Here is a 16,772-nt window from a genome sequence, read left to right on the forward strand (position 1 = left end):
CAACCCGTGGCGTGGCGGCTCCGGCCGCCACGCCACCTCTCGTCAGCACCACCGGCCCGGCAGCGTGTGTCGGCGGAACGGAACGCTATTCGGCCAGCCAGGTCCGCAGCGCCCACCACCAGCGCAGGGTGACCAGCACCGGCCACCGGACGTCCGGTTCGGCCAGCAGCGGCGGCATGCCGACGAGTTCCCGCAACCGGCGCATCCGGTACCGGACGGTGTTGGGGTGCAGGTGCAGGGCCGCCGCCGTCTGGTCGAGCCGCTGTCCGTGGTCCAGGTAGGCCAACGCGGTCGAGGCCAACTGCCGGTGGAACTCGTCCGCCGGGTTCAGGGCCGCCAGCAGGGTCGTACCGAGCAGGTCGGCCAGGACCGGCTGGGCGGCCAGGGCGGTCTCCCCGGCCAACTCGACCAGGGTGTGCCGGCCGTGCAGTCCGGCACCGGCGGCGACGTGCAGGGCGGCGACACAGAGCGCATGCAGGGCGGGCAGCCGGTCCAGCGGCCGGGCGGGGGCCACCACCACGAGGGTGGTGTCGTCGAGGGCGTCGGTCGGTAGCCGGCGCGCGGAGAGCCCGGCGAGCCGGTCGTCGACCGTACCGAAGACGCCGCCGCAGCGGGACAGGCGGCGCTCGGCCGCGCGGATCCGGGCCGGGTCGGTCAGGTCGGTGACCACGCAGTGGTACCACCCGTCCGGCCGCAGCCCGAAGCGGGTCAGGTCCTCCCGGCAGCCGGTGGTCGATCCGTCGGCGAGCAGGCCGCGCAGCATCCGGTTGCGGGCGTCCTGGTCGGTACGGGCCAACTCGCGTTCGGCGGCGTGGTAGCCGTCGACCAGGGCGCGTTCCAACGCCCCCGCGTACCGGTCGAGGTCGAGCAGGCCCTCCAGGAGCGCGGTGTCCGGGATGCCGGACGCCCGGCCCCGGTCGAGGGCGGCCTCCACCACCACCCGCCGTCCGGCCTGGACGCCCCGGAGCAGGCCGGTCACCGACACGCCCTGCGCGGCCCGGGCGGCGCCCAGCCGCCGGACCTCGGCGAAGTCGCGTTCGGTCGGGTCGGCCAGCAGCTCGAACGAGGCCAGTCCGGCGGCGAGGAGAGCCGCCACGTGTCGACGGTTCTCCGCCCACGGGAGTCGGGCGACCTCGGCCGAGCTGGCCCGCGCCGCCTCGACCATCTCGTCCACGATCCGCTGGTCGGCGGCGATGTCGCGCAGCAACGCCCCGAGGGACACGAGCCGCTCCGGCGGCACCATCAGCCCCGCTCCCCTCGGCCGTCGCTGTGGCCGGCGTACAACGGTTCGTCCGGGTGTTGGCTCTCGGCTCCTACCGGGAGTCCAGGTTCGACTGATTTCCTTCTGTTACCGCAAAGTAACACCGTGTCGCGCCGAACGGAACGCCGGCACGGCCCAACGGTCAGGAGCGGTCCATGACAGCAGCAGCATCCCCGTCCCCGCGCGCCCGTGGTCACCGTCGCCGCTGGTACGGCGCGACCGCCGCCATCCTCGCCCTCCTCGTCGCCGGCGCGCCCGTCCCGGCCGGTGCCGCCGGTCCCACCGACCCGGTCCGGGCCGCCGCCCCGGTCAGCGGCAGCAGCCTCCAGGAGGTGATGTTCGTCGGCAACAACCGGGAGGGCACGGTCGACGTCATCCGGGCCCGGGGCGACTACGCCAAACTCGGCCGGATCAACGTCGTGCCGGACATGAGCGAACGGCTCTGGGAGATCTACCTGAACCCCATCAAGCTCGCCTTCTACCTCGGCGTCCGGGAGGGGCCGGGTGAGGGGCACGACCAACTGGTCGACGACATGTACAGCACGCCGGACGGCACGGCTGTGGTCGCCTCCCGGCCCAGCTTCGCCGACGTGGTCTCGATCGACGTCGCCACCGGTGCCGTCCGCTGGCGGTTCCCGGTCTCCGGGTACCGCTCGGACCACATGGCGGTCTCCCCCGACGGCACCAGGGTCGCGGTCTCGGCCTCCCTGTCCAACCGGGTGCACGTGCTCGACATCAACACCGGCCGGGAACTCGGGTCGTTCAAGACCGGGGACAAGCCGCACGAGAACATCTACACCAAGGACCGCCGGTACATCTGGAACATGTCGATCGGGGAGGTGACCACCTCTCTCGACGACCCGGACCAGGACTGGACCAAGGGCGACCGGAAGATCACCATCGCCGACGCCAGCACCTTCGCCACCGTACGGACCATCGACATGCGGCCCCGACTGAACGCCGTCGGCCGCACCGACCTCTCCGACGCCGTCCGCCCGGCGGTCTTCACGCCCGACGAGACGAAGTTCTACTTCCAGGTGTCGTTCTTCAACGGGTTCCTGGAGTACGACGTCGCCTCCGACACCATCACCCGGATCGCCACGCTGCCGAAGAACCCGGACACCAACGAGGACCGGACGACCTGGGTCAACGACTCCCGGCACCACGGCCTGTCGATGAGCCCGGACGGGTCGAAGCTCTGCGTGGCCGGCACCATGGACAACTACGCCACCATCGTCGACCGCGCCACCCTCGCGCCCGGACCGCTGGTGACGGCGGGCAAGCCGTACTGGGCGACGGTCAGCGGGGACGGCCGGGACTGCGTGATCTCCGAATCGGACACCGACCGGGTCACCGCGATCAACTTCGCCACCGGCCAGAAGGTCACCAGCGTGGCGGTCGGCGACCACCCGCAGCGGGTCCGGATCGGGGGCCTGCCGACCGGCTGGACCCCGCCGCCCGCGGGCTGACCCGACCACCGGCACGCCAGCGTCGCCCGCCCGGCATCGTCGCGCCACACGTCACGTCGCGCTCCCCGCCGCCCCGGCGGGGAGCGCCTCTGCGGTCGCGCCGGTCAGCTGGTGACGGCGATCCCGCCGACCTGCCCGCCACCGGCCATGGACAACCAGCCGGCGTACGGACCCTGCTTGGCGAAGAAGTTCCCGCTGCCGACGAAGGCGAACCAGTCCTCGCCGCCCAACGCGACGTCGCGCACCTGGCCACCCTCGGCCATGGCCAGCCACGGGGCGTACACGCCGTCCTTGACGTAGAAGTTGCCGCCCTGCAACCAACCGATCCAGTTACCGGCCAGCACCACCTTCGACGCCCCACCGGCGTTGACCGTCTGCCACGGCGCGTACGCCCCGTCCTTGGCGTACAGCACACCGGCCGAGTTCACGAACGCGAACCGGTCACCGCTGACCGCGACGTCCCGCACCTGACCGCCGCCGGCCAGCGTCAGCCACTGGGCGTCGATGCCGTTCTTGGCGTAGAAGTTGCCCCGCTCCACCCAGCCGATCCAGTTGCCGGCCAGCACCACCCGCGACGCCCCGCCGCTGTTGATCGCCCGCCAGGATGAATACGCCCCGTCCTTGGCGTACACCACACCGGCGGAGTTGACGAACGCGAACCGGTCGCCACTGATTGCGACGTCCCGCACCTGACCACCCTCGGCCAGCGTCAGCCACGGGGCATACACGCCGTCCTTGACGTAGAAGTTGCCGCCCTGCAACCAACCGATCCAGTTGCCGCCCAGCACGACCTTCGACGCCCCACCGGCGTTGACCGCCTGCCACGGCGCGTACGCCCCGTCCTTGGCATACAGCACACCGGCCGAGTTCACGAACGCGAACCGGTCGGGGATCGCGTTGACCGGGGCCAGGTCGGCGAAGGGCAGGTTGATCGGCGCGCCCTTGGTCACCGTGCCGCCGCAGGAATAGGCCGGACCGATGTCGTACACCGCCCCGTGGCGCCGGATCTCGAAGTGCAGGTGCGGGCCGGTCGAGTTGCCGGTGCTGCCGACGTACCCCAGCAGCTGGCCCTGGCCGACCTGCTGCCCGACCACCACCGACGGCTGGCGCACCATGTGCAGGTACCGCGTCTGGTAGCCGGCCGCGTGGTTCAGGGTCACCAGGTACCCGCCACCGCTGGTGTACCCCGCCGCCGCGACCGTGCCCGGGTACGCCGCCCCGATCGCCGCCCCACCGTTGCCCGCGACGTCCACCCCGTAGTGGTCCGCGTCCACCGAACCGCAGCGGTTCGACAACACCCCGGTCACCCGCCCGCCGACCGGCTGGACCATGACGCCCGCGACGGCGCCCACCGGCTGCGCCGGTACGAGCACGAGTCCACACAGGACGGCCAGGAGGGACAGGAACGCCCACCGCCGCCTTCCCACCGTCTCCCTGGTCATGCCACGCCCTCTTCCCGATCCTGCCGGACGTCGATGCGACACCGGGAGGACAACATAGACGATCATGCGTGACGAGGTGGGGCCCGACTCCGCGCCAGCCTCCCGGTCGGTCAGTGGAGCGTGGCGACAAGGCGTCGCAGGGCGGCGTGGGCGGGTGGACCCCAGGTGGGCTTGCCACCGGGGCGGCCGTGGACGCCCGCGTCGCCGATGAGGATGCCGCCGAGGGCGCGTGCCGCCGCCCAGCCCCGGGCGCGGCGCAGGGTGGCGGTGTCCGGGGTCGGCCGGTAGGCAGCGTGGAAGTGGTCGGTCGAGTCGTCGTCCGGTAGCAGGAGCCACCCGGCGGCGAGGTCGTACGCCGGGTCGCCCGCGCAGAGGTCACCGAAGTCGATCACGCCGCAGAAGGTGCCGTCGGCGGTGAGGACGTTCGCCGGGTGCAGGTCGGCGTGGAGCCACCGCGCCGGGCCCGTCCACCGGGGCGCGGTGACCGCGTCGTGCCAGACGGCGCGGACGGCCTCCGGGTCGTCGATCAGCCCCCGCTCGGTGGCGTCGGCGAGCCCGGCGGCGAACTGCTCGGCGTGGTCGGCCAGTGGCCCGCCACGACCCCGGCCTGCGGGCGCGCTGCCGGGAGCGGGTCGGTGCAGGGCCGTCAGGAACGTGGCCAGGGTTTCGGCAGCGTCCCGGGCACGCGTGACGGGGACCCGGTCGGCGGGTGTGCCCGGGACCCAGGTGGTGACGAGCCAGGGTCGGGGGAACCGTTCGGAGGGCTCGCCGAACCGTTGCGGGACGGGGACCGGCAGCGGAAGACGCGGGGCGAGCGTGGGCAGCCAGGCGTACTCCTTGCGCAGCAGCGCGTCCGCCGACCCGGTCGCCCAGGGAAGCCGGACGGCCAGGTCCGCACCGAGCCGCCACAGTTGGTTGTCCCATCCACGCGCGCCCAACCGGACGGGACGATCGGCGAGGTCGGGATGCTGGTCACGGAGCAGGTCCCGGACCAGCTCCGCAGTGATCTCGACGTGGGCCATACGGAGCAACGGTAATCCCGCCACGCCGGTCGACCTGCCGGATCGGTCTGCCCGCCGGGTGGCTCCGGCCGCTGCGGCGAATGTCCGTGGCGTCCGTGGTGATGATCACTGTATGGTGGCCGGGCCGGCCGCGGGACTCTGGTGCGACTTCCGGAACCCGCATTTGAAGCGATACTTCGCAGTTCGTGCCGTCATTCCCCGGCCGGCGTCCGTGCCGCCCGTCGAGGAAGCTTGGTCGCTGTCGTGTCGCAGTCGGAGCGGGTCGCGTGCGAGGACGTGCTCATGTTCGTCAACGCGGCGATCGCCTCCACGGCTCAGCGCGAGTTCCACAGCCGCGCGGACGCGCAGCGGATGTCGCTGGAATTCCTGCACGAGTACGTACTGGGCAACTACCGGGATCTCTACGCGGCGACGGCTGCGCTGGACATCAACCACCACAACGCGGCGATGGTCGTGACGAACCTGCTACGTACCGCGTCGACCGCGAGCCCCGAGCAGCGGGCGGTGGAGGGACGGCTGATCGCCGCGCGGCTGCGGCTGCTGCCGCCCCAACGGGTGTACGCCGTGTTCCGTGAACTCCGCCGGTCGGGCGTCAACAACCGGCGGACCAGGGCGATAATGCGCGACTGGGTGTCCGGCCGACCCGACCTGGCGTTCGACGCGGTCAAGTACCGCCGGTCGCTGTCGGTCGCGGCCCGTCACGCCCACCTGTCGCTGCCCGGCGAGGTGGGTACCGCGCTGTTCGACTGGCGTCGCCCCCGGCGGTACGAGACGCCGATCCTGGAGTCGTGGCGGCGCGCCCACTACGAACAGCGGGCGCTGTACGAGCTGCCGTACACGGTCGCCGAAGGGCTCGCCGCCCAGCACGGCATCGACCGGGCCCGTTTCCTGACCGGCATCGCGCCGAAGCTCACCGACGGCGAACGGCTGCGGTTGCAGTCGGCCGCCACGCGACACAGGGTCGGCGCGGTCGCCATGGACCTCGCCACCGCGCCCCTGACCCGCCTCGCCGTCTACGTGCTGTCGCTGTCCCGTCCGGAGCGGAAACAGCGTCGCGAGGAGTTGACCGGGGCGCTGCGGGCGGCGGCCCGGCGCGCCGCCCGTCGACAGGCGGGATCGTGGGGACGGGTCGTGGCGGTCCTCGACGACAGCTACTCCGCCTCCGGCTCCGGAGTGAAGCGTCGCCGGCCCCTCGCCGTCGCCCTCGCCACCCACTACCTGCTGGAGGCGCTCGCCGCCGAGTACACCGGACTGTGGCTGAACCACCGGGGCGACCCGCTGCTGGTGCACCCGATCGGAGCGACCGGGCTCGGTGACCGCATCCTCGACGGTCTCGAACAGCGACCCGACCGGCTCGTCGTCGTCTCCGACGGCTGGGACAACGCCCCGCCCGGACAGGCCGCCGAGGTGCTCCGGGTCTGGCGTTCCCGCCTCGACCCCGACCAGCGCACCAGCGTCGTGCACCTCAACCCGGTCTACGACGCCGACACCTTCGACGTACGGCGTCTCGCCCCCGGCGTGGCCAGCGTCGGCGTGCGCGACGCCGAGGACGTCGCCGCCCTCGTCGAGCTGGCCCGCTTCGCCACCGGCGCCGCCGGCTTCGACGAGTTGCGCCGACACCTGGCCGACCGGGTCGACCGGTTCCTGACCGACGACTCCGCCACCGAGGGGTCCCCATGACCGACGCCACGACCGTGGACGGGATCGACCTGACCGGGCTGACCGTCGCCCCCGCCCAGACGTGGGGCGCGGTGCGCCTGGTGCCGCTGCTGCGGTCCGTACCGGTCACGGATCTGCGCCTGCACGCCCACCTGCACGACCCCGATGAACTGTCGATCGTCCACACCGGGCCGCGCACCGCGTACGTCTCCTATGTGCCCCACGCATTCGTCGCGAGCTGGACCACCGACGAGACCCCCGCCGCCGCCTACGGCACCCAGCTCCGCGACCCCGCCGGCTCCGGTGCCCCCGTGGGTATCCGGCTGACGATCCGGCAGCGCATGGCCCGCCGGGACGGCCGGCAGCGGCTCCGCTTCCTGCCGCTGCACCTGGCCATGGAGGGTTACCTCGCCCTACAGTTCGGCGGGCCGCCCGTCGCCTGGCAGGAATGGACCCGGCAAGCCGTCACCCACGGCCTGTCCCCACGCGTCGAGGCCAGCTACGCCGGGACCGCCGTTGCCGGCCTCGACGACGCGCTGCGCATCTTCGAGATCCACCCGGACCAGTGCGGCATGGTGCTCTACGTCGCCGACGCCCTCGCGGCGGTGTTCGTCGTCAGCCACCCCGACGACTACCGCGTCCTGCACCCGACCCTGTTGCAGGACTTCTACGGCGAGCTGATCTTCCACTACGCCCACCTGCACCCGGCGGTGCCCGCTTTCACCGCCCGTCTCGACGACACCGCCGTCGCCAGCGTCGCCGACCTGCGCGCACAACTCGCCCAGGCCCGTGCCGACTGGGCGGCCTTCCACACCGTCATGGCCGGTGGGCTCCTCGCGGCGGAACGCCTCACGGTCACGCCGGTGTATCGGATGGGGCGTTTCACCCTGTCCCGTTTCCTACCGGCCTTCGACCCCACCACCGAGAACCACATCGGTGAGATGATCACCGACGACACCGGTCGGCTCGCGTACCTCAAGACGTTCCGGCTGTCCACGGCCCAGACCCGCCGTGGGTACCTGCTGTCCCACCTCGCCGCTCAGGACTGGGACCTCGACGCCACCGCCACCGCCCTCGGCACCGACCGTCCGGGGATCGTGCGACGCCTGGACAACGCCGGCTTCGGCCACCTGCTCCGCCCCGACATCATCGACGCCTGCCGCAACCACGCCCGCAAGCTGCGCAACCAGGCGAAGGGAACCGGGCCGGGAGCCAGGTAGCCGGCGATGGGCGACCCGGCCGGACTCTCCCCCTGTGTCCGTCGCCCGGAACTCCGGACGGTGCCGCCGGGTCGAGAAACAACGGCCATGAATCGTTTCACCCCCCGCCCGGGGTTCTGCGGGAGCGTCGGCGTTGCCGGGCCGTGGTCTCCCGGCCCGGCAACGCCTCGGGGTACGCCTCAGATCACTACAGGCTGCGGCACTGCCCCGACTTCGGACCGGCGGCCGTGTTGCCGAAGCCGTTGTTCACCGGCGCCGGAGTGTTGCTGGTGCACGCCAGCGGGCCCGTGATCGCGTTCCCGGCGATGACGTTCCATCCCACTGTCCCGTTCACCGTCACCGGGCCGGTGATCGTGTTTCGGCCACAACCGAGCACCGGGTTGCCGAGCGTCACGGACGAGCCGCCGGAGAGGCTCACGGGGCCGGTGATCCGGCTGTCGCAGACGACGACCGCCTGCGCGCCGACCGCCCGTACCGGGCCGGAGAGGGTCGCGTTGCGGATCTGCAGCGACGCACCGACACTCACCGACACCGGACCCGACACCGTCGCTCCGTCCAGGCACGTCACGCCTCCGGTCACGGTCAGCGGCCCGGCGTGCCGCCCGTTGATCACCCGGTCACAGTCGAGACTGGCGTACGCCTCGACGACGTCGACCACTGCGGTCACCGCTCCGAAGCTGGTCGAGCCGCGGACGGTGAGCCGACCAGCCTTGTCGGTGGCGCCGTCGGGCACCGACTCCCAGGTGACCGGGGTCGGCGCCGTCGAACCGTCCGCCATGGTCAGCACCCGGACCGAGTCAGGCAGCACGACGTCGCCGCCGACCGGCACGGCCGAGTAGCGGGTGTCCTCCACCACGTGGGTGGCGTGACTCTTACCGAAGACGTCGATCGACGCGTTCGGTTCCCAGGTGCGCGTCATGCCGGGAACGGCGGTGAACAGGGACTGCCACCTCGCGGGCTCCCACGCCAGAACGCCCAGCCCCTGGTTGTTCGGGATGTCGTTGGCGATCTGGAACACGCGCTGAAGAGCGTCCGCCTGGCCCTGGACGGTCCGGGGGAACGGCGAGTTGGGCATCGGGGCTCCGTCGCCACCCGACGCCGGGTACGACGTCTCGGCAACATCGATCTTGTAGCCCGGGTTCGCCGCCGCCACGGCGTTGACGTTGTACTCGTAGTGGTCGGGCGACCCGTGGTACTGCGGGTAGTACGAGTGGGCGAGGACATCCGGGTTCGCGCCCTTGGCCTTCACCCGGGTGAGGTACTGCTTCCAGAACTCGAGCGTCTTGTCGAGCTGCCCGTTGTCGATGATGATGTGCGTCTCGACGTCGATGTCCTTACCGTGGGCCGCAGACACGTCCCGGACCGCACGGATGCCCGCGGCGGACAGCGTGGTGAACCGGTCCCACGCCTCGTCGTACAGTCGCTGTTCGGCAGGGTCGTCCGAACGCCAGTAGTTCCAGAGCAGGCCACCGCCGGGCTTCGACTGATAGACGTCAGCCTGGTTCCGGAAGTAGGCCGGGTTGGTGGCACCGATGTGGGCGTTCTCGCTGCCGTACATGAAGCCGTTGAGGATCTCGTTGCCGATGGCCACCTTGTCCGGAGTGGTGCCCTGGGCGATCAGCTGCTTGAGATAGTCGTAGGTGTAGTCGTAGACCGCCTGCGTCAGGTCGTCGAACTCCAGCTCCGCCCAGGCCCGGGGCTTCGGCTGCTTCACCGGGTCGGCCCACGAGTCCGCGTAGTGGAAGTCGATGCCCAGCCCCATGTTCCGCTCGGCCTTGATCCACTTGGCTACCTCGCGCGAACGATCCGGGCCCTGGTACGGGATGGCCTGCACGGCCCCGGTGCCCTCGTTGCGCGGTTCGTTGAAGACACGCAGCCGGGTGTACTCGAAACCACGGTCCTTCAACACGTCCAGCAGGTGAGGTCCCGCACCCCGGACCTCCGACCGCGGGTTCACCCAGTAGTTCCGTCCTTCCGCGACGTCGTTGTCGACCCAGGAGGCGTCGCTGCCGAGCACGAGGTCGTCGCGCAGGTAGTTGTAGACGCTGAGCTCACTGATGCCCACGGTCGCGCCGGGCGATGCGCCCGTCACCGTCACCCGGACGTACCTCGTGCCGGGCTGCGTGAAGAGGTCGACCGATCCCCGCGCGGGCTGGTGGTTGGCCGAGTGGTCGGCGATGACCGTCCAGGCGTCGCCCTTCGCAGACGCCTCGACCACGTACTGGTAGACCGCCCCGGAGTCCGGGAAGAGGACCCTGACCTTCCTGACGTTGTCGTAAGCGCCGCCGAGGTCGAGGGTGAGCCACTGCCTGGGCGAGGTGCCCTCGGCGACCCATGCGGTCTGGTCGTTCTGGTCGATCGCCAGCGCTGCGGTGGTCGCGCCGCTGCTGGCCTTGACGCTCGCCCACGACTTCGCGCCGAGGTTGCTCTCGATCGGCGAGATCTGGGCCTCACCGGCGAGCGCGGAGGCCGGGGCGGCCGGCCCGAGCACGGCCACACCGCCAGCCATCGCGACTGCGGATGCGAAGCCGAGCGCCGTCCGAACAGGATGCCCAAGCGTCATCGCTCGCCGCCTGTCTCCGTCGCGTCGGTGAACCAGAGTGCCGTCCGGATGGAATGCTCACGCGTCATTTCCTGCTCCTCACCTGTGCCACACAATGAAGAAGAAGACCGCCTCGATCCGACGAGATCTCCGGACGGATCTGCGCAGCCCAACTGTTCGTCGCCGGCCGGGTCGGCCGGCGACCGGCCGTCATGTCGCTCCTGCTCTCCGCGAGGGTCGCCCGGTTCGGGGAGGGGATCCCCGCCCTGGCGCTCCCACGACCAGCGCCGGCCGGAGTCGACGCGGGACATCCCGGCACGCCGCTCCGCAGGCACGCCGCGACCTCCCGGATCAGGGGTTTCTTACCGATGAAACGTTTTAATGCGCTCAGTATGGTGACGCTGTTTTCTGATGTCAACAGCGTGTTTCCGGGATGTCTCGGGCGACCCACTCGCACCTCCTGCCGGCCGGACGGCACTCAGGAGGGCTGGCGGCCCTGGAAGCACCGCACGATCATCGAGCGCAGGTCAGCGTGCTCGCCGCACCACGTCGTCGGGAGCGCACTGGTCAGAGCGGGCAGCGGTCGACCCACCGCCTCGCAGGCCGGAACGTGCCCGCCCCGTACGACGAGGACGAGTCCGCCCCTATGGTGGACGGATGGCATCGGCGAAGCACTTCCAGGTCACCTTCGACTGCGCGGACCCGGAGCGCGTCGCCCGCTTCTGGTGCGAGGTGCTGGGGTACGTCGTACCTCCCCCACCGAAGGGGTTCGCCAGCTGGGAGGAGTTCGATCGGGCGCTGCCGGCCGAGCGTCAGGGAACGTCGTTCGCCTGCGTCGACCCGGCCGGAGTCGGCCCGCGCCTGTTCTTCCAGCGCGTCCCCGAGGGCAAGGTCGTCAAGAACCGGCTGCACCTCGACGTACGGGTCGGCACCGGGCTGGTGGGTGAGGAGCGCGTGGCCGCCCTGGAGGCCGAGTGCGCACGGCTGGAGGCGCTCGGTGCGAAGCGCGTGCGCCTGCTGAGCGCCGACGGCTTCAACGAGTCGTGCCTCGTGATGCAGGACGTCGAGGGCAACGAGTTCTGCCTCGACTGAGCGGCCGCGAACCCCCTACCGGCACGCCTGGGCCGCCATGTCGGACGCCGCCGCGACGACCACCCTCGCCGGTGTCCGGTTCACGCCGTCCGGCCCCGACCGGCCTCGACCGGGGCACGTCGCCGGTTGACCAGGTAGCCGAAGACGGCGGCGGTGAAGAACATGACGATGCCGTAGACGGCGGCCGGGATCGCGATCTCGGTGCTGTCCAGCAGGGCCGGGCTGATCGCGATGGTGATGGCCAACGTGCTGTTGTGAATGCCGATCTCCATGCCGGCGGCGATCGACTCGCGCCGGCCGACGCCGGCCAGCCTCGGCACGCCGTACCCGATCAGCAGGCTGATCACGTTGAAGGCCAGCACCACCGCGCCGACCGCGAGGAAGTAGTCGGCGAGGTTGGCCCGCTCCTTGAGCACCGCCCCGAGGATCACCGCGACCAGCACGACCACCGAGAGGATCTTCACCGGCCGGCCGAGCCGGTCGGCGAACCCGGGGAACCGCGACCGTAGGGCCATCCCGACGGCGACCGGCACCAGCACGATCGCGAAGACCTGGAGCACCTTGTCGAACTGGAGCCCGATCGGTGCCGCGTCACCGAGGAAGTGGTCCGCCGACAGGTTCACCACCACGGGCAGGGTGACCACGGCCAGCACCGAATTGACCGCGGTGAGCGTGACGTTGACGGCGACGTGGCCGCCGAAGAGGTGGCTGTAGAGGTTGGCGGTGGTCCCGCCGGGCGAGGCGGCGAGCAGCATCATGCCGACGGCCAGCTCGGGCCGGAGCCCGAAGAGCAGGACCAGACCGAAGCAGAGCGCCGGCAGCAGCAGCACCTGGCAGCCGAGGGCGATGAGCACCAGCCTCGGATACGCCGCCACCCGCCGGAAGTCGCCGGTGGTGAGGCCCAACCCGAGGCCGAGCATGACGATGCCGAGCGCGACCGGCAACCCGACCGTCGTCAACCAGGAGTCCATTCGCGGATTGTGCTGGTCGGCGCGGCCGGGCGACATCGGCCGTATCGGTTATTCTCGATCTAACTGCCACCGGCGCGCAGCACCCGGGCGGCGACCCGGGGTCCGCGACCTCCGAGCCGGGTCGGCTTTCGGTGTCGGTCAGCCGTCGAGCTGGTGGCGGCGACGGATGAGATAGGCCCGCTCCGCCGGGTTGCCGGCAAGCCGGATCGCCCGGTCGTACGCCGCCCGCGACTCCTCGCCGCGCCCCAGCCGCCGCAGCAGGTCGGCGCGCGCGGCGTGGAAGGCGTGGTAGCCGTCGAGGACCTCGGCGAGCCGGTCGATCTCGGCGAGCCCGGCCCCGGGGCCGTCGACCTCGGCGACCGCGACCGCCCGGTTGAGCCGCACGACCGGCGAGGGGTCGAACAGCGCCAGGCGGCCGTAGAGGGCGACGATCGCGGACCAGTCGGTTTCCCGGACGGAGGGGGCAGCCGTGTGGACCGCGTTGATGGCGGCCTGCAACTGGTAGCGCCCGGGTGGGTCGCCGCCGGCCGCCACCGCCGCGAGCCGCTCGCGGACCAGGGCGTTGCCCTCGGCGACGAGGGTACGGTCCCATTTGCTGCGGTCCTGCTCGCCGAGGGTCACCAGTTCCCCGGTGCGGGACACGCGGGCCGGCCGCCGGGCGTCGGTGAGGAGCATCAGTGCGAGCAGACCGGCCACCTCACCGTCGTCCGGGAGGAGGGTTCGCAGCAGGCGGCCGAGGCGGATCGCCTCGTCGGTGAGCTCGACGCGCACCGGGTCGTCGCCCTCGCTGGCCAGATAGCCCTCGTTGAAGACGAGGTAGACGACCGCGAGCACGCCGGCGAGCCGCTCGCGGATGTCGTCGGCCGAGGGCACCCGGTAGGGGATGTGCGCCGCCTTGATCTTCGCCTTGGCGCGGGTGATCCGTCGGGCCATCGTGGTCTCCTGCACCAGAAAGGCGCGGGCGATCTCGGCGACGGTGAGGCCGCCGAGCAGACGCAGGGTGAGCGCCACCCGGGCCTCCATCGCGAGCGCCGGGTGGCAGCAGGTGAAGACCAGTCGGAGCCGGTCGTCCTCGACCGGGCCGGTCGGTTCGGGCGGGGTGTCGTCGTAGATCATCTGGGCCGCCTGGTGCCTGGCGTCGCGCTGCGACTCGCGACGGAGCCGGTCGATGGCCTTACGGGTCGCGGTGGTGGCGAGCCAACCGCCGGGATGGGGCGGTACGCCGTCGCACGGCCACCGCTCCGCAGCCGCCACGAATGCCTCGGCCGTCGCCTCCTCGGCGACGTCAAGGTCGCCGAAACGGCGCGCGAGGCCGGCGACCACCCGTGCCCACTCCTCGTGGTAGACACGGGTGATCGCCTGCTCGACGGTGGGACCGGTCACGGCTCCAGCAGCGCCCGGACGGATTCCCCGGTCCGGAAGGGCCGCACCTCGACCCTGCCGCGGCACGCTTTCGACCCCTCGGCGGCAAGCGCCAGTGCCACGTCGAGGTCGGCCGCCTCGATCACCCAGAAGCCGCCGAGGTGCTCCTTCGTCTCCAGGTAGGGCCCGTCGGTGAAGGTCGGTCTCTCGCCCTGCCCGTCGACGGTGGTGGCGGTCGTCGCGGGCTCCAGGCCATCGGCGAAGACGAGGTGGCCGTCCCTGCGGAGCCGCTCGTTGAAGGCGCCGGTGTCGGCGAACGCCTGCAGCATGGCCTCCCGGGAGGGGTAGGGGCCGAACTCGGTGGGCTCGGCCGGTCCGTAGACGGACAACAGGTACCTGGGCATCACGCTCACCTCTCCCCGGAGCCGTCACGCCGGGCCTCACCGGGACCCCGGAACCGGTGCACCTCCTGCGGCCAGTCGAGCGCCGTCGCGAGCCTGCCGGCCCAGTATCGCGCCGTCTCGTCGTCGGGCACGTCCACCACGGCGAAACCGCCGAGGTGCTCCTTGGTCTCGACGTACGGGCCGTCGGTGAAGACAGGCCGGCCGTCGACCAACTCGACACTGCACACGGCGGTGGACCGGTCGAGCCCGCCGTTGCTGAAGATCAGGACATCGGCGGCCCGCATCTCCTCGATCACGGCCCGGCCGGCCACACCCTTCGCGCGGATCTCCTCCGCCGTGTGGGGCCGCACCCACTCGTCGTTGAAGGCGATCAGGTACTCCGTCATGGTCGTCTCCTCTTGGTCTTCCCGGGACGAGGGCCGTTCCCGACTCCCCGTGTCCGGCGACCCGAACGGCCGCCGCACTCGTTCCACGAACGGCCGCACCCTGATACGACACCATCCCGGAAACTCGATCCACTTCCGCACCCAGCGGTGTCACCCACGAGGTGGCCGCTGGACGGGTTTAATCGGACGGGAGCGCCCCGGTTGGTCACTATGGTTGGTCGATGGACGTTGTCAGCACTGCCGACGTCTCGCCGGGCGACCGGTTCGCCTTCTGGCGCGAGGTCAGCGCGAAGCTCTGGGTACCGTACGACCTGGCCCGGGAACGGCAGGCGGAAGCCGGATTCGAGGCGCGGGTCGGCATCAGCGAGTTCGGCCCGGTGCAGGCGACCCTGATGACGACGATGGCGCACTCGGTGCGCCGCACGCCCCGGCTGATCCGGCAGGCCGACCCGGAAGTGTTCAAAGTGAGCTGCATGGTCAATGGCAGCGGCACGCTGACACAGGACGGCCGACGCGCGGAGTTCGGTGCCGGGGATCTCGTGCTCTACGACACGTCGCGTCCGTACGTGGCCAAGCTCCGGCCGGACGATTCGACGAGCCGGATGCTGCTCCTGCGTTTCCCCCGGGCCCTACTACCGTTTCCGGCCCGGGAACTGCGTGAACTGAGCGCCGTCCGCATTCCCGGAACCCATGGCATCGGCGCGTTGTCGTCGCGTTTCCTGCTGCAACTCGCCGACCAGATGGACAGCCTGACCCCGGCGGATACCGCGCGTCTGGCCACCCTGACGCTCGACGTGCTGATCACGGCATTGGCCGACGCGCTGGACGCCCAGAAGGTCGTCCCTGCGGACACGCGCCGGCAGGCGCTGACCGCCCGTATCCACGCTTTCATCCGCGACCATCTCGGTGACCCGGACCTGACCCCGAGCGTGATCGCCGCAGCGCACCACATCTCCGTGCGGTACCTGCACAAGCTGTTCCAGCAGGAGGAGCACACCGTCGCCGGCTGGATCCGCGAACAGCGCCTCGATCGGTGCCGACGCGACCTCGCCGAACCCCGGCTCGCCGGCCGCACCATCAACGCGATCGCCGCCCGGTGGGGATTCACCAGCCCCGCGCATTTCAGCCAGGCGTTCCGCGCCCGTTACGGCCAGTCGCCGACCGAGTTCCGCCAGCAGCTCCCGACCGTGCATCTGAGCGGGCGGCCCGGAAGCTCCGGTCGGGTGACGGACTTCGGCGGCGGCGAAGGCGAGCCGGGCGAGCACGGCAGCGGCGGCGGCCCCAGCCGCAGCGCTAACCTGCCGTCATGGCGAACGCCGAACTGGATGAGTTGATCGTCGGGGACGCCGACGCCCTGCGCGCGTGGTTGTCGGCCAACCACGCCACGTCACCCGGCGTCTGGCTCGCCCTGACCAGAAAGGGCGGCACCGTCACGACGCTGACCTGGCAGCAGGCGGTCGACGAGGCGCTGTGCTTCGGCTGGATCGACGGGCAGGCCCGCAAACGGGACGAGGAAAGCTCCTGGATCCGGTTCACCCCCCGCAGGCCCCGCAGCTCCTGGTCACAACGGAATGTCACCCACGTGGCCCGGCTGGAAGCCCAGGGGCGGATGGAGCCCTCCGGCCGCGCCGCGGTGGAAGCCGCCAAGGCGGACGGACGATGGGCGGCCGCCTACGCCCCACCGTCGGAGACCGAGGTGCCGGCCGACCTCCTCACCGCCATCGCCGCCGACCCCGCTGCCCAGGCCATGTTCGACGTCCTCACCAAGACCAACCGGTTCGCTCTCATCCACCGCCTCAACGCCGTCAAGCGAGCCCAGACCCGCGAACGAAAGATCGTCGAGTTCGTCGCCATGCTCGCCCGCCACGAGACGATCTACCCGCAGAAGGCCAAGCCTCAGAGTCCGGCGTCATCGACGTCTGAATGATCAGGCAGGCCCACT

General features: G+C 71.3%; 14 protein-coding genes. 6 read left to right on the plus strand and 8 right to left on the minus strand.

Features of this window, described 5'->3' with window-relative positions:
* Positions 1–85: 85 nt before the first annotated feature.
* Complete coding sequence (locus tag GA0070618_RS03505; protein ID WP_088980340.1) at positions 86–1,243, minus strand: helix-turn-helix domain-containing protein; 1,158 nt, start codon at positions 1,241–1,243, stop codon at positions 86–88.
* Positions 1,244–1,416: 173 nt separating this feature from the next.
* Between GA0070618_RS03505 and GA0070618_RS03510 the strand changes: the two genes are divergently transcribed.
* On the plus strand, positions 1,417–2,730 hold the full coding sequence (locus GA0070618_RS03510) for a YncE family protein (RefSeq protein ID WP_088980341.1): 1,314 nt from the start codon (positions 1,417–1,419) through the stop codon (positions 2,728–2,730).
* Positions 2,731–2,834: 104 nt separating this feature from the next.
* On the opposite strand, the gene GA0070618_RS35115 is transcribed toward GA0070618_RS03510, so the two are convergent.
* Both GA0070618_RS35115 and GA0070618_RS03520 read right to left on the minus strand, forming a co-directional pair.
* Complete coding sequence (locus GA0070618_RS35115; RefSeq protein ID WP_157748910.1) at positions 2,835–4,172, minus strand: M23 family metallopeptidase; 1,338 nt, start codon at positions 4,170–4,172, stop codon at positions 2,835–2,837.
* 110 nt (positions 4,173–4,282) lie between these two features.
* A complete protein-coding gene (locus tag GA0070618_RS03520) occupies positions 4,283–5,194 on the minus strand; it encodes an aminoglycoside phosphotransferase family protein (protein ID WP_088980343.1) in 912 nt (303 codons plus the stop codon).
* 243 nt (positions 5,195–5,437) lie between these two features.
* On the opposite strand from GA0070618_RS03520, the gene GA0070618_RS03525 reads away from it, so the two are divergent.
* Both GA0070618_RS03525 and GA0070618_RS03530 read left to right on the plus strand, forming a co-directional pair.
* A complete protein-coding gene (locus GA0070618_RS03525) occupies positions 5,438–6,874 on the plus strand; it encodes a hypothetical protein (RefSeq protein WP_088980344.1) in 1,437 nt (478 codons plus the stop codon).
* Positions 6,871–8,073: an ARPP-2 domain-containing protein gene (locus tag GA0070618_RS03530; RefSeq protein WP_088980345.1), complete on the plus strand. Its 1,203-nt coding sequence runs from the start codon at positions 6,871–6,873 to the stop codon at positions 8,071–8,073. The genes GA0070618_RS03525 and GA0070618_RS03530 overlap by 4 nt, the downstream gene beginning before the upstream one ends.
* A 187-nt stretch (positions 8,074–8,260) precedes the next feature.
* Here GA0070618_RS03530 and GA0070618_RS03535 read toward each other — a convergent pair whose 3' ends face one another.
* A complete protein-coding gene (locus GA0070618_RS03535) occupies positions 8,261–10,582 on the minus strand; it encodes a glycosyl hydrolase 53 family protein (protein WP_170107930.1) in 2,322 nt (773 codons plus the stop codon).
* A gap of 690 nt (positions 10,583–11,272) precedes the next feature.
* Here GA0070618_RS03535 and GA0070618_RS03540 point away from each other — a divergent pair.
* Positions 11,273–11,707, plus strand: a complete 435-nt coding sequence (locus GA0070618_RS03540; protein ID WP_088980347.1) for a VOC family protein — start codon at positions 11,273–11,275, stop codon at positions 11,705–11,707.
* A gap of 80 nt (positions 11,708–11,787) precedes the next feature.
* Here the strand turns inward: GA0070618_RS03540 and GA0070618_RS03545 are convergent, their stop codons facing one another.
* The 4 genes from GA0070618_RS03545 to GA0070618_RS03560 form a co-directional block, all read right to left on the minus strand.
* On the minus strand, positions 11,788–12,678 hold the full coding sequence (locus GA0070618_RS03545; protein WP_088980348.1) for a bile acid:sodium symporter family protein: 891 nt from the start codon (positions 12,676–12,678) through the stop codon (positions 11,788–11,790).
* Between the two features lie 138 nt (positions 12,679–12,816).
* Positions 12,817–14,061 (minus strand): RNA polymerase sigma factor, encoded by a 1,245-nt coding sequence (locus tag GA0070618_RS03550; RefSeq protein ID WP_088980349.1) that lies wholly within the window; start codon positions 14,059–14,061, stop codon positions 12,817–12,819.
* Positions 14,058–14,369, minus strand: coding sequence for a YciI family protein (locus GA0070618_RS03555; RefSeq protein ID WP_231931796.1), 312 nt, complete (start codon positions 14,367–14,369; stop codon positions 14,058–14,060). The genes GA0070618_RS03550 and GA0070618_RS03555 overlap by 4 nt, the downstream gene beginning before the upstream one ends.
* Positions 14,370–14,449: 80 nt before the next feature.
* On the minus strand, positions 14,450–14,830 hold the full coding sequence (locus tag GA0070618_RS03560; RefSeq protein ID WP_088980350.1) for a YciI family protein: 381 nt from the start codon (positions 14,828–14,830) through the stop codon (positions 14,450–14,452).
* A gap of 221 nt (positions 14,831–15,051) precedes the next feature.
* Here GA0070618_RS03560 and GA0070618_RS03565 point away from each other — a divergent pair, with 221 nt between their 5' ends.
* Complete coding sequence (locus GA0070618_RS03565) at positions 15,052–16,164, plus strand: AraC-like ligand-binding domain-containing protein (RefSeq protein ID WP_088980351.1); 1,113 nt, start codon at positions 15,052–15,054, stop codon at positions 16,162–16,164.
* Positions 16,137–16,757, plus strand: a complete 621-nt coding sequence (locus GA0070618_RS03570; protein ID WP_088980352.1) for a YdeI/OmpD-associated family protein — start codon at positions 16,137–16,139, stop codon at positions 16,755–16,757. Before GA0070618_RS03565 ends, GA0070618_RS03570 begins: the two co-directional genes overlap by 28 nt.
* Positions 16,758–16,772 lie beyond the last annotated feature (15 nt).

The sequence above is a fragment of the Micromonospora echinospora genome (genome assembly GCF_900091495.1).
Lineage (GTDB): Bacteria > Actinomycetota > Actinomycetes > Mycobacteriales > Micromonosporaceae > Micromonospora > Micromonospora echinospora.